Origin of the sequence: [Chlorobium] sp. 445 (assembly GCA_002763895.1) — a bacterium.
Taxonomy (GTDB): Bacteria; Bacteroidota; Chlorobiia; order Chlorobiales; family Thermochlorobacteraceae; genus Thermochlorobacter.
On sequence record NSLH01000003.1, the window covers coordinates 1 to 13,211 of the forward strand.

9 protein-coding genes are annotated in these 13,211 nt (G+C 44.6%); 1 reads left to right on the plus strand and 8 read right to left on the minus strand.

Annotation, left to right across the window (positions count from 1 at the left end; translation table 11 throughout):
- Positions 1-57: 57 nt before the first annotated feature.
- The 4 genes from CMR00_01870 to CMR00_01885 all read right to left on the minus strand — a co-directional run bounded on the left by CMR00_01870 (position 58) and on the right by CMR00_01885 (position 7,041).
- Positions 58-3,585: a hypothetical protein gene (locus tag CMR00_01870; protein PIO48862.1), complete on the minus strand. Its 3,528-nt coding sequence runs from the start codon at positions 3,583-3,585 to the stop codon at positions 58-60.
- Between the two features lie 73 nt (positions 3,586-3,658).
- Positions 3,659-4,363 carry a hypothetical protein gene (locus CMR00_01875; protein ID PIO48863.1) on the minus strand — a complete coding sequence of 235 codons (705 nt, stop codon included), beginning with the start codon at positions 4,361-4,363 and terminating at the stop codon, positions 3,659-3,661.
- Positions 4,332-6,200, minus strand: coding sequence for a hypothetical protein (locus CMR00_01880; protein ID PIO48864.1), 1,869 nt, complete (start codon positions 6,198-6,200; stop codon positions 4,332-4,334). Before CMR00_01880 ends, CMR00_01875 begins: the two co-directional genes overlap by 32 nt.
- Positions 6,201-6,213: 13 nt before the next feature.
- Positions 6,214-7,041, minus strand: coding sequence for a hypothetical protein (locus CMR00_01885; GenBank protein PIO48865.1), 828 nt, complete (start codon positions 7,039-7,041; stop codon positions 6,214-6,216).
- Between the two features lie 142 nt (positions 7,042-7,183).
- On the opposite strand from CMR00_01885, the gene CMR00_01890 reads away from it, so the two are divergent.
- The gene (locus tag CMR00_01890) at positions 7,184-8,095 is read left to right on the plus strand and encodes a hypothetical protein (protein ID PIO48866.1); all 912 of its coding nucleotides are present in this window, start codon (positions 7,184-7,186) and stop codon (positions 8,093-8,095) included.
- Between the two features lie 81 nt (positions 8,096-8,176).
- On the opposite strand, the gene CMR00_01895 is transcribed toward CMR00_01890, so the two are convergent.
- The 4 genes from CMR00_01895 to CMR00_01910 all read right to left on the minus strand — a co-directional run bounded on the left by CMR00_01895 (position 8,177) and on the right by CMR00_01910 (position 13,207).
- Positions 8,177-8,977 (minus strand): hypothetical protein, encoded by an 801-nt coding sequence (locus CMR00_01895; GenBank protein PIO48867.1) that lies wholly within the window; start codon positions 8,975-8,977, stop codon positions 8,177-8,179.
- Between the two features lie 91 nt (positions 8,978-9,068).
- Positions 9,069-11,900 (minus strand): TonB-dependent receptor, encoded by a 2,832-nt coding sequence (locus CMR00_01900; protein ID PIO48868.1) that lies wholly within the window; start codon positions 11,898-11,900, stop codon positions 9,069-9,071.
- 329 nt (positions 11,901-12,229) lie between these two features.
- Entirely contained in the window at positions 12,230-12,598 is a 369-nt protein-coding gene (locus tag CMR00_01905; GenBank protein PIO48869.1) for a hypothetical protein, read from the minus strand.
- Positions 12,599-12,748: 150 nt separating this feature from the next.
- A complete protein-coding gene (locus CMR00_01910; protein PIO48964.1) occupies positions 12,749-13,207 on the minus strand; it encodes a glutamyl-tRNA amidotransferase in 459 nt (152 codons plus the stop codon).
- Between the last annotated feature and the right edge of the window lie 4 nt (positions 13,208-13,211).

Sequence of the window (13,211 nt, forward strand, 5' to 3'; positions counted from 1 at the left end):
TAAAGGCTTCGTTTAAGCCGGTTTTTATTCCATAGTAAAATTTTTACATCCCAGTCTTTAAGTGGTTTTCCAATGCGTTCTATTTTTTCTTTTTAATCGTTGCTCGGCACTGTTGCCAATAAACCAGGCGTCTTTGGTTAGTTTGGTCAGCACAGTGCTATTTTCTTCTACTTGTTCGGCTATGCTTTGAGTATCGATTTTTTGCAGGGTTAGGGCTTTGAGGCGGTATTGGTTAGAGCGTTTTTGTATGAGTAAGATGTTGGTATCGACGGTTGCGCTTTCGAAGATGCTGGGACCTAAATCAATGAGAATAAGCGGGTTAAATTTTGTAAAATACTCACGAAGTTTTTCGCCATAGCCTGTGCGCATCCATTTATTGGAGGTAATAAAACAAAGTATGCCATCGGTTTTAAGTAGTTGTAAGCCTTTTTCGTAGAAGAGGGTGTAAATATCGCCGGTGCGAGTGAAGGTTTTGAAAGGTTGTGTTTGATAAAGTTTAGCGAGTTTGCCGCCGTCTCTTTGCAGTTGGATATACGGTGGATTGCCGATAACGATATCAAATCCATCTTTGACTCCAAACATCCATTCGGGGTCGAACCAGTTTGCGGAGTGGTTTTGGGCGTAGGGGTCGAAGTCAGCGATTTGCTGGGCGACGGTGTTTTTCCAGCCATCGTGTTTGAGCAGTTCGACGAGTTCTTGTCGGAGTTGTTTGTCTTTCTCTTGGAGTTGAAGTTTTTCTTTTCGGGTTATGGCGGTGAAGTAGTTGTGGCGGAGGGCTTGGAGTTCAGATTCTTTTTTTTCTATGTCGGGGTTACGCATTAGAAGTTGTGTTGGTTTTTCTAAGCCGATGAGTGCATTAGCGGCGACGAATTTAGTTTCGAGGTTGGGCAGGCTACGGATGCCGAAATTGTCTTTGGTTTTATCGACTGTTTGGTCAATGATGAGCGAGATAAAGAAGCGTAATTTAGCGATTTGTACGGCAATAGGTTGAATGTCGATGCCGTAGATGCAGTTTTCAATCAGGTAGAGTTTGCGACCGTAGTCGCTGGCGTTATTTTCGAAGATGTCATTAATTTCGTTGAGGCGTTTTGCGCGTTCTTCTTTGTCGCCAATTTTAAAGGCTTCTTCGGTTTCTTGAATGGCTTTTTGGCGTTGGAGTTCGCGCCAGTAGGTATTGTTGGGGTCGAGTTTTTGGAGGATATAGACCATTTTGTGCAGAATGCCCATGGGGAAGGCGCCGGAGCCGCAAGCGGGGTCTAAAATTTTGCATTTATTGAGGGCTTCGATGAGGGCTTTTGTTTCGGTTTCGTTGAAGGGGTTAGGGTTGTCGGAATAGGAGAGGAGGTTGCGCAGCCGTGCCTCAAAGGTATCCGAAGCAAAAGTATCAGAAGCATCTATGCTGCCCGTGCTGTCTGTGTTTCTCGCACTTTGCTCTGAGGCCAGGAACTCTCCGACGCTGAGCTTGGCTTTCAGCGGATTTTCTCGGATATGTTTTCGGATTGCCTCAAAAGCGCGTTCATTTCTGACGATATAGTCGTAGGATTCATGCATCCAGAGTTGTCCTTTGCGACCGAGTTGTTTATTGATTTCGTCAGCAGTAAAGGATGTCCAAGAATGCAGGATATCGGACAACTGATGATTGTCAAGGGGTTTGACTAAGACGTGCACATGATTGGGCATAATGACCCATTCATCTAAAATATAGCGTTGATGGTTAAAGTATAGCAAGGCATTGGCGACGATTCTTGCGATTTTTTCTTCTTTTAATACACAACTTCCAGAACCAGCATGCAGCAAGGTTTCAATTCGTTCAGAAAACAGGCGGTAATATTCTTTAAGCTCTGCTTTTGAGAGGGTTTTCAAAGCGGCTTGATGTCTCTGTTTAATATCTGTTGGGATATTGTGTTGTGTCAGCCAGAGTTCTCTTTGTGATTTGATTTGTTCTAGCACGTCGTGTGGAAGTGAATCTGCGAGTCGGAAGGTGACGAAGTACCAGACATTTTCTTGTTGCCAGTGTGGGAGATTGCCGCGGTAAATGTCGACTTCATCAAATGGGTTGAAGAAGGTGTATAGGTGATTGATGTCTTCATCGTCAGCAGGGATGTTGAGAGTGCTTTTACTTTTGAGGTATTGAATCAGGGATTCATCGACCATGTAGTCGACGATTTCGCGCGGGGTATAGAAACTGCCAGTTTGTTTGCGGGCGGTGGTTTGAGTTTCGGGGTTGTAGTTTGCCAGCAGGTTTTCGAAGACTTTGCCGAGAAGTTCAGGATCGAGCGCGACTTCCTCTTCTATCGGGGTATTTTCGGCAACTGTGAATTTGTAACTCTTCAGCAAATTGATTAAGCCTCTGAATGTGTAGCGTTTGTTTGTCGTGGCATAAATTTTGTTTAGGTCAATTTCTTTTTCTTTGCTGAAGAGAAGGTAATCGGGCACGATAGCTTGTTTTTTCTTTTCACGGCTGAAGCCATCGACATATTCAATTTTGCCCTGATCGTTGGGTTTATCTAAGCAATCAAACAAGCCGCCGTTGAGGAACGGAATATCTTTGAACAAGTTCAGCACGTCCTTTTCAGAAATTGTAAATAAATCAGCATAGCGGAAAAGATTTTTGACGCCATATTCTTCGCGGTTTGTCTTGAAGTCGCCGGTTTTGGCGAACTTGCGGTTGTTCATGTTTTGATTGAGCGTTGCAAAAAAGAGGTTTTGCAGAATGGCGTTGTAGTAGCTATGCGAGTTTTTGTTTTTATTAAAATCTTTTAAGATGCTGGTGATAAAATTTTCGTCGAAGAGTTTTTCAGGAACAAGTTCTTTTTCTTTGATAAACCAAACGAAGATGAGGCGCGTAATGAGGCGAATGAGGTTAGTGGCATTGCGAATCTCTTGGTTCTTTTCCAAATCATCAGGGAAAGAGACCGCATCCATAGCGGCAAAATACCAGTTAGAAAGTTCTTGGAAGAATTTTTTGTTGAGGGTATTGACGTCTAAAACATCTAACCAGTATTTGTGCAGTTCATTGAAATTTTTTGCGCTATGCTCGCTAAGGTCTTGAAGGATGCGCAGGTGTCCAGCGTGTGTGGTTTTGGTGTGAATATCGCGCAGGATAATAACTTTACCTGCTTTTTCGCCTTGTCGCCATTGTTGAAGGTGTTTGGAGCGTTCACTGATGGAAATGGAAATCACAGCTTCTTGATTGACGGTATATTTCAGCACTAACGCAACGGGCATTTTTTGGCTAACGCGATTAAAAGCGCGGGTGAGTTCGGAAATTTTAGTGCGTGTAGGAGACTCACTCAGTTCTAAACCAAAAATTGTAAGTCCTTCATAATTTGCATTGCTTTGCTCAAGGGCTTGCTCAACGGAATAAGCATTTTTTTGAGAATTAAAAATTGAGTCATCAATAAGACCAAGAAAATATGTATTCACAACGGTTTGGAAAGTGTCGTTCTCTTTGTAGTGTTCTTTCAAAAGCTCTTTCAAACGCAAGGATTGAGCGGTATTAGAATTGAGCCGAATGCCAAGTTGCTTAAAGAGGTCAGTAGCGGCGTCAAAAAAGGATTTGCTATTGAAGGCGTTGAGGTTCATCGTACTTTACTGGATAGAGTTATGAGAAGAAGATAAACCATAGAGGTTCACTGTGTTCTTCTTGGTAAAAAAATCATGAAGCTGAAATAAAAAACCAGTTGATAAGGTCAAAGTTTTCGGATGTAAATTTTTCTTCGGTCTTTTTTTCTGCTGATATATTTTTAGGATGGAGTGAACCTGAAAATAAATCGTGAATTTGACTTATTGCAACAGGTCTGGCTTGTCCTTGAAGCCAAGATTGAATAGCCTGAGCGAGTTTATTTAGCTCTTCTTGATTGCCATCATCAATTGCTTTCGGAATATAGCGAGGTTGAAGTTGATGATATCGAAGCAGGGTAAGAATTTCTTGATTATTTTTTAGAGTGGTGATGCGATTTTGATCGGATGCAATAGGCTGGTGGATAAGATAAATTTCTTTGTAGTTATGGTCTTTGGTGTCATCGGAGCGTTTGGGATAACCGAGCACGGCAACGAGGCTATCGGGTATCGTTTGCCATTTTTCAGTAGGCTTTAATTTGAAGCCGGTGAAAACGCCGTTGGGTATTTTCTTGAAAAATTCAGCATTCTTTCTGAGGAAATCATAAAGTTCTTGTCGGAATTGTTCTAACGAGAGGTCGTTCAAGCCGAGCGTTTCATCGCTGGTTTCTACATCGTCCCAAGTGATTTGCAGTTGTTCGAGCATTTTTTGGGTTTGTCGTGGCAAGAGCGGATTATCTTCAATCATTTGTTGCAGTTCGGATGTAAGTTTATCGTGCAGTTCTGTGCCGACAACCGTCATTAAAGCCATGCGTTTTTTCGACGCGCGATTTAAGTTTGAGATAATCTTCATAGTTTTTAGCGGGCCAAAAGTTAATGCCCTTGATGGTTTTATTAGGTGAGCCAATACGATCGATGCGTCCCATACGTTGAATAAGCCGAACGGGGTTCCAGTGAATATCGTAGTTGATGACCATGTCGCAATCTTGCAGATTTTGTCCTTCGCTGAGGCAGTCGGTCGCAATCAATACATCAATAGGATTTTCGAGTTTATACCGTGTTTCAGAGTCATGCTCGAAGATGAGGGTTTTCCAAATGTCGTAGGGCACTTTCCATGTACCTTTGTCTAAGAACTTGGATTCTAAACCAAGATGGTTTTGGTACATTTCTGTCCAATCTTTTTCGTTGTAGAGTTTGGTATAAGGAGCGAAGCGTTCTAAAATGGGTTCAAACTTTGCGCCTGAGTAGCCATCGTAGGCTTCGCTGATCGAGCCTGAGACATAAGCGATATTTTGAATACCGCGTTTTTTTAATTGTTTGTAGAGAAACTCTGCCGTGTCCTTGAATACAGTAAAGACAAGTACTTTTTTGTTAGGTGAAGTTTTTTGCTTGCAAGTGATGTGCTCAATGAGTTTATTGAGTTTTTCATCTTGTGCTTTACCAGCGTTGAAGGCTTTTTCATACTCATCTAAGTTGGCTTTTAGTTGGCGAAGTTTCTCGATGTCAGCTTCAAGATGTTGTTTGAAAAGGGCAAGATTGGTGATAGAAGAGAGCAGAATGGGATTTTTCTTGCCAAGCGTGATGGGTTTTTCAGTTTCGGCACTAAGTTGAGCTGCTGTCTCAATAAGTTCTTCTTCCTCTTCTTCGGACATGTCATCTTCAATAGTGGTATCGACTTTGCTTTGATTAAATAATGTTACTTTTTCTAAGGCGTGAAGGTGATGATTTAAGATATTTTCCACTGTGCATTTGAATGAAAACCAACTCGATTCAAGGCGTTTAATTAAAAGGATATACATCATTTTAACGAGAAATTTTTGGCGTTGCTGTTCATCTTCGAGCACGCTTTTAGGCGGAATGGTTTTCATGTAGTCGGCAGGGCGGTAAGCGGTAAGGTTTATAGAAATCGCATCAAGAATATCGTCAAATGATTTTAGATTGCCGATATTTTCAGGGGTTACATATTCATTGATAGGTGCTTCTTTTTTGGGGAAGTTCATTTCGCCAAATTCGCCTTCAATGAGTTGTCGGGTTCTTGCCACAATTAAGGCGTCGGTGAGTTTTTCAAATTGTGGTGGAAGTGTAGCGATGAAGTCGGCAATTTTTCTATTGTCAAGGGCTACCCATTTGCTAAATTCTTTTTGTGCTATTCTGAAAATATTTTCAAGGCTATCGATTTCTAAATCCGTGTCCTGAAAACCATTGTCGTGTCCTTTGGTCATCAGTTTAAATTGATTACGAATGTCCATGAGTTTATTGTTGATGGGGGTTGCCGAAAGTTGCAAAACTTTGACTTCTCGGCTTGTATTTTGAGGCAAAAGCAAGTGCTCGACAAGGAAGTTATAGCGTGAAGATTTGTCGTTTCTCAGGTTATGGCTCTCGTCAATAACGATGAGCAGTTTCGGTCTAGTTTGGAAATAGCGCAGAGTTTTGTCGGCATAGCGATCAAAGCGATCTTCTTGCAAGTCGGTGTGATAGCGGATGTAGAAGTCAAGTTCATCTTGTTCGAAACGGCTTTGCTGACCGATTTTGTATTGTTCCCAGTTGCTTGAAAGTTTTTTAGGACAGAGCAGTAAAACAGTGAATCCTTTGAGTTCAAAGTATTTCATGACGGCAAGGGCAGTCCAAGTTTTGCCCAAGCGACTGCATCGGCTAAAATCGCGCCATTATATTTTTGAGCATTTTAATCAAACTGATTGCGCCTTTTTGTTGATAGGGATAAAGGCTTTTGTAGATAGTAGTTTCTTCTAAATGAGAAATTTCACGCCTGAATTCTGCATCACCTGAAAGTTCCAAAATATCGCCCTTAAACATTTCGTAAAGGACTTTGTAATAAAGGTCGTGAGGGGTGTATTCTTTGTAGAGAGTTTTAATGAGGTCAATGATATAGTCTTTGACATCAACTTTGGTTTTGTTAGGTAGTTCTCTTTTGTCTGAAGCGGTGTGTTCCCACAGTTCTTGAAACCATTTTTTCAAATCTCGAAATTCATGTTCGTAGTCATGTTTAGCGATGTTCATTTCGATATTTGAGCTAAATTGTAAGCCAAGCCCAGCATCGGTGAGGTTTGAGCTACCAACGATGAAATAGTTTTTTGTTTTGGTCTTATCAGTGTAGATATAAGTTTTAGCATGGCAGAAATTTTTTTGAATGGTCTTGACTGCAACTTTATCTTGTTGCAAAAATGCAACCGCTTTTTGGGCGGAGTGACTCAAAGAAAGCGCGGAACTAATACCGATGTTTCCATTGAGTAGATCGAGGATTTTATCTTCATCGGGCTGTACCTCTTCCTGCATCAAGTTTCCTAAAATGAGGCGGAAGTGTTCGACGGCGTTGATATTGTCGTTCATCCACGCCAAGGCATTGACGGAAAAATAACCAGTAACGATGTCTAAAGAACCTTTTTCGGTGCTTTGCTTGACGAAGTCGAACACCGTGTAGTATTCGCTGTCCGAGGTTTTGGTTTTATTATCGAGGAGCATAGTGAGTCATGTTAAGGAGTTATTGAGTAATCTAATGTTAGTGGAGTATGATATGAATTTTTAGGGTATATAATCAAGGAACTTGTAGAAATGAACGTGCTGCTTAACTTTGTATTTTACCTAACACCAAACATGCAAACTTGTGAATCCACTTACGCTGTTTGAAATTGAGCTAATCAAAACCACACGTCGTGCTGCCTTTTGGATGACTGCAGGAATCTACACGCTCTTTGCCGTGTTAGTGCTGAGTTTTCTGGTCTTTGCTGCACGGGCTGTAAATGTCAACAATCAAGAAGTGCTGCTGCGCTTGCCTGAAGGATGGTCGGGCTTGATTGGGCTATTCAAATGGTTTAGCACCATTTATGTGCCTGTTACCATTACGCTGCTTGTAGCAAGCGAATTTACCTACCGCACCGCACGACAAAATGTGATTGATGGGCTCTCCAAGGAAGAGTTTTTTCTCTCCAAACTCTTTCTGGTGCTCTTTACAGCGCTGATTTACTTGCTGATTTTTCTAGGTACCGTGTTCATTTTTGGTGCAATCGGTTCAGCGAAGGTAGGCAGTGAAGCGCCGCTTGTGCGAGCGCAGGATATGGCGTTGCTGGGTGCCTATTTTGTCGTACTCTTGGGCTATGGCAGCATTGCCTTTTTCTTCGCTTTTTTGACGCGCAGTTCAGGTGCTGCAATGGCATCGACACTGCTTTATACAATTATCATTGAAAATATTCTCAGTGCGGCACTGGGATTTACGGAGTTGCTCAAAGGCATGGCGAAGTATTTGCCTACCAAAATTTTTGATGACCTGCTGAACCCCTTGCGATATGATGCAGAAAAATTAGCGGAGATGACGGAGCAAATTCAAAAAATGCGAGATGAAGTGGACTTAATTGCACGCGATATGCCATCCAGAGCCGAGCAAGCAAAGCAATTTCTAGCGCAAATGGAGCAAAATTTACCAGCACATGACACGTCTATCGCTTACATTTTAGCCTTAAGTTATATCATTGCCCTCTGCGCTGCGATCTACCTAATCTTCAAACAGCGTGACCTTTGATTGAGCGCAATTGAAAATGAGAGCAACGCACTGCAAATAGACCATGAAGCGCGTTGCTCTGAAGCCTAAGAGAATCAAAGTTTAATTATCTCTCACGACTGTTGCGCCAAGGGCAGTGGCGCCAGTACGACCAGCAAGACCGCGGATATAAATGGTGTAGATAAAGCCGGGTGTTGGTGAAGCTGAGCCGAGACCAGGTCCAGGAACAGCTGCGCTGAACGAGGCAATAGGCGCCTGTGTGGCAGGATCGAGGAGTTGAACCGTACCAGTGCCCGAATTGATTAGCACATAGCCTGTGGCTTGACGGAAAGAAATATCGGGAAGGGTGCGCACGCTATCGCTGCCACCGCTAACGCGCAGAACAGGTCGGACCGTAGGCGCATTCGGTGAAAGATGCACCACACGCACCAGTGAGCGACCGGGCGGAATGGTCTCAAAGGTCGGGGCAACCGATGTATCACGATACACGGTGAGCGTCGTGCGCGGGAAGCTGTCCGTTAGGGCTACGGTGTAACGCGTCTGGTTGCCCTCAGCTTGAATGGTGGTGTTTAGCGACAGTTGAGGCGGAGTGGGAATAGCCGCTGTAGGAGCACTGGTCAGGTTAATGACAACAGGACCAGCAGGCACATTGTAATACGGGCGATTATCCAGATAGCGAATGGTATCCGGTGCTGTTGAGCTGGGCGCAACCGTTGGACGGCGACCGTTGATTTGCAAATTGACTGCAGGCGCACCCGGAGAAAAATGCAAAACGCGCACATTGGCTGTGTTTGCAAGCGGATCGGGACTTTCCGTTGGACGTGCGCAGCCCAAAATAGCTGACAGGGCGAAGATGAGTAAAGGTGTAAAAGAGAAGCGAAATTTCGACATGGGATTGTTCATTGCGTTTGTAAGTTATTTTGGATTTTTTTGAGGCAAGGGCGCACAAGCCCACTGTGCCAAAAGGTAAAGTCAGACCTGTGCGCCGCCGAATCTACAGTGCATAGGAAATACGAGAATAGAAGTGTGCTCCGTTAAAGCCAAAGGGCGATGCTCCAGAAAATGGCAAAATTCTGCCACTGTTGGCGTTGTTGGGAATCAAGACCGTGCGGTCTGGGTAAATGTTGAAAATGTTGGTGCCACCGACAGCAATGGTCAGCTTATCAAAAAACCGATATGAGACATCAAGATCGGTAATCCAGCGCGCCCCGAAGGTTTGATCGAAGACCGTAATGTCAGGATAGATTACGTTGTTAATAGTTATAGTTGGGTTGAGCTCAGGGAGTTGACCAAAGGCTGGGGCAGCAATTTCGCCAAAACGTACTGTGCGTATCATGACCGCAAGATCACCATAGCTGTAGTTGAGCATCAGGTTCAAGTTGGTCTGCGGTTGACCACGCTCAATGCGGAAGCGTTCTACACGGTCAATGAGCGTCTCTTCAAGTTGACCAAGCTCAGGTGGTGTTGGGGTGTTGATGTTCGTGATCTGATTTTGCGTAAAATTGAACCCAGCCGTGAAGCGCAGCACCCCATACTGACCTAAGTCCGCCGTGTAGCGTGCAACGACATCGACGCCCTGTGTGCGGGTATCAATCGCATTGGTAAAGAAGCGCCCTCCGCCCACACCAGAAAAGCCACGACTGTTGAGGAAGTTGCGAATCGCAGGACCTATAAAGTTCCCGGAGAGGACAATGCGATCTGTTACTGTGATATTGTAGTAGTCAATCGTGAGCGAAAAATTAGGCGAGGGATCGAGCGTAAGTCCGCCAGCTAAATTAAGTGTGCGTTCAGGTTTAAGGGGCTGCGCTCCCAGTGCTCTTGCAACAGGATCATCGACCGTAAAGGTTTTGATTTCAAATGGCACACCACCGATAAAGTTTGTGGAGACTGTTGAGAAACCAATTTGTTGCATTGAGGGCGCACGGAATCCAGTGCTGACGGAGCCACGAATCGCATAACCTTTGAGGAATTCAAAGCGGAAAGCAGCTTTGCCGTTGAGAGTTGAACCAAAATCGCTAAAGTTCTCAAAACGACCTGCGAGATTAAGTAAAAAGTTATCGGTAAAGTTTTGCTCCACTTCTGTGTAAAAGGCAAAGCTATTGCGACCAATGGATTTGGCATCAATTGGCTGGAAACCGGGAAAGACTTGGATACCAGCTGCAGCAAGTCCGCCACGTGTGCCATTAGGACGCAACACAAGTGTATCAGGTCCTCTGCCACGCATGTATGAGGCGGGCTCGCCTTCACGAATGCCATACTGGTCGTTGCGGTACTCTGCACCCAGCGACAAATTCAATGGTGCGCTCAGACCCCAATAGAACTGTGTGTGTGCATCGGCATTGACGGTTGTTTGGAAAAATGAAATGGTACCAGCGTATGCCGAAGTCGGGGTCGGTGAACCAACAGGTAAGCCCAAAATCGGGGCGTCTTGTGCAGAGACAAGTGCCCCAAGTGAAGCATTGTTACTATTAGCGACGTTAAAGTCAAGATAATTTCTGCCATGAACGGCGCCGAAGTTTAAATCCCACGTACCGGCTTTCCCCTCAATACCGGCTGAGAAAGAAAGGTCATAGATATTAGTGCGAATGGCAGGCAAAAAGCCATCAGGATGCAAGCTGACAATATTTCCGTTTGCATCGCGAGAGCGGGCGACGCGATCATCTTGCGGCGGTCGGAAAAAGCCCGTAGCATCGCCGCGCCGATAGCCAAAGCCGCCGAAGCTATAAACAGCAAAAACCTCTGAAATAGGCACAGACAGGTTAAAGAAGAGCGTCCCATCGGTCGTTGCAGCATCTCCAAAGCGGTGATTGATGCGGTTTGCAGTAGCTTCTCTTGGGTCAGGATTGCCATTAACGAGCGGGTAGAGCTGGCGCTCATCACGCCCAGAGCGATTGGTAAAACCTCGGTCGCGCACCTCGCCACTAAGGTTCAAAAAGCCATTTTCGCCCAGTTTAAAGCTATGCGACACATCTGCTTGCAAGACCCGGCCATCACCTTCAATATTCTGACCGAATTGCGCAGAGATATTGGTAGGGGCATCTTTTTTGAGAATGATGTTGATAACACCTGAAATGGCATCCGAGCCGTATTGTGCAGCGGCACCATCGCGCAAAATTTCAATGCGTTCGATTGCACTTGCAGGAATAGCATTCAAATCAACCGCTGCTGCACCCCGACCAATCGAGCCATTGACATTGACCAGTGCCGCTGTGTGCCGACGCTTGCCATTAAGCAGCACCAACACTTGGTCAGGACCCATGCCGCGTAGGGTTGCTGGACGGATGTGGTCTGTTCCATCCGTGATAGAAGGGCGCGGAAAATTGTAAGAAGGCACAAGAAATTGCAAAATCTGGTTGGTTTCAACTTGCCCCATCTGACGAATTTCCTTTGCCGTAATGATGTCAATCGGAGCAGGGGATTCAGTAACGGTGCGATCGCTGCGGCGTGTGCCTGTAACCACAAGTTCTTGCGCTTGCACAAACGTCTCTGTAAGCACAAAATTCTTGGTTACAGTTTCGCCAGGACCAACTTTGACTTTTTCAGTTATAGGTGAATACCCAATGCTAGAGACACGCAATGTGTATTCGCCTGCTGGCACGCGAAAACTGTAGCGACCATCAGCTTGTGACACCGTGCCAAGCTTAGAGTCAACGACTTGAATGCGCACGAAGGGCAGCGGTTCGCCGAACTTGGCATCTGTGATCCTGCCCGTAATTGTGCCATAATCTGTCTGTGCCTTTATGGTGCCTGGCAAAAAGATAGAGATAAGGCTCAGCATCAACACAAGATGCAAAGCCCACTTTGTTTTTGTAGAAAGTATGCTCATATGATGCTTTTGTTGTGTTTGTTGAAAGAGAAAGAGTGTGTCAGAAGAAAAACTAAAAAAGTCAGGTAAAAATTCAAGCTCAATAAAGTAACTTAGGCGACTTTGGGCAATTTGGCTTCAGGCACAAACGGGTGTGCGCCTGCGGCTGTGAAATTAGAAAGCCAAGTAGTGCAAAAGAGCTTTTGTATTGAAGAGAAGTGAGCATGCTAGTGCTGTGCATCGCCAAATATGTCGGTGCAGACTTGAAGACTAATTGCAAAGCGATGCAGCTTTAACTGTTCGGCTCAATGTTTATCGTTTGCACTGCACATGCTGTGCTCCTGAAATACTTATGCTCTAAACCAACGCTGAGCGTCGTGTGCTGTGCGGAAGACCTGCATCTTAACGCCTGCTACTTCAAGCAGATTGCCCAGGAATTTGCCAAGACCAAAATGAAGAAAATTGCTAACAATAAGTGCAGTTTTCCCTGAACATTTGTCCTTGAGCGAAATCAGCACGTCGGCAAAGTCGCGTATCTCCGAGAGTGACGGCAAGTAGTGCAAATGGCACATATCAACCAGAATGTTGAAATCAGGCTTGAAACGGCAATCGCTGGCAACTTGCAAAATGTGCTCTATGCCTTTCTGGAAATTGCCCACACCTTCGACACGAATAGCAACGAGAGATTCGGATTCCAAAATGTCAAATTCGAAAATCATCGGTCTTGATAAGTCGAACTTAATTGATTCAGGTAACTGATTTGGATACGATTGGATATTTCAGGCAACAACTGTGTTGCAAAGTAAAAATTTTACGTAAAATGCAAAACAGATTGGCTTTGAAAATTGGCGTGTGTCTTCAGTTAAGGATTAGTTTGGCAGAAGCTCTTTGGCGATTTTCTGTACCATGCTACCGTCTGCTTTGCCTTTGAGTTCTTTCATAGCAGCACCCATGACTTTGCCAATGTCTTTAGCCGATGTTGCCCCTACTTGCGAGATAATTTTCTGCACGACGTCTTTTACTTCGGCTTCGGAGAGCTGAGCCGGCAAATACTGCTCAATGACGGCAAGTTGCTTGATTTCCTCATCAGCAAGGTCGTGACGCCCGGCTTGCTTAAACTGCTCAATAGAATCACGTCGGCGTTTGACCATTGCCGTAAGCACTTCAAGTTCCTCTTCAGGCGTAAGATCGCCACGCTGCGCACGCTTTTCAGCGGTTTCTTTTTCAATAATATCTTTTTTGATAGCGCGTACAGCCTCGAGGCGAATTTTGTCGCCAGCTTTCATAGCAGCTTTGAGGTCTTCGTTAATGCGTTCTTTGAGCGTCATGGCT

Bases quoted from the DNA above. Each gene is read 5' to 3' on its own strand.
- CMR00_01870 (PIO48862.1), bottom strand. From the start codon at position 3,585: ATGAACCTCAACGCCTTCAATAGCAAATCCTTTTTTGACGCCGCTACT.
- CMR00_01875 (PIO48863.1), bottom strand. From the start codon at position 4,363: ATGACGGTTGTCGGCACAGAACTGCACGATAAACTTACATCCGAACTG.
- CMR00_01885 (PIO48865.1), bottom strand. From the start codon at position 7,041: ATGCTCCTCGATAATAAAACCAAAACCTCGGACAGCGAATACTACACG.
- CMR00_01895 (PIO48867.1), bottom strand. From the start codon at position 8,977: ATGAACAATCCCATGTCGAAATTTCGCTTCTCTTTTACACCTTTACTC.
- CMR00_01900 (PIO48868.1), bottom strand. From the start codon at position 11,900: ATGAGCATACTTTCTACAAAAACAAAGTGGGCTTTGCATCTTGTGTTG.
- CMR00_01905 (PIO48869.1), bottom strand. From the start codon at position 12,598: ATGATTTTCGAATTTGACATTTTGGAATCCGAATCTCTCGTTGCTATT.
- CMR00_01910 (PIO48964.1), bottom strand. From the start codon at position 13,207: ATGACGCTCAAAGAACGCATTAACGAAGACCTCAAAGCTGCTATGAAA.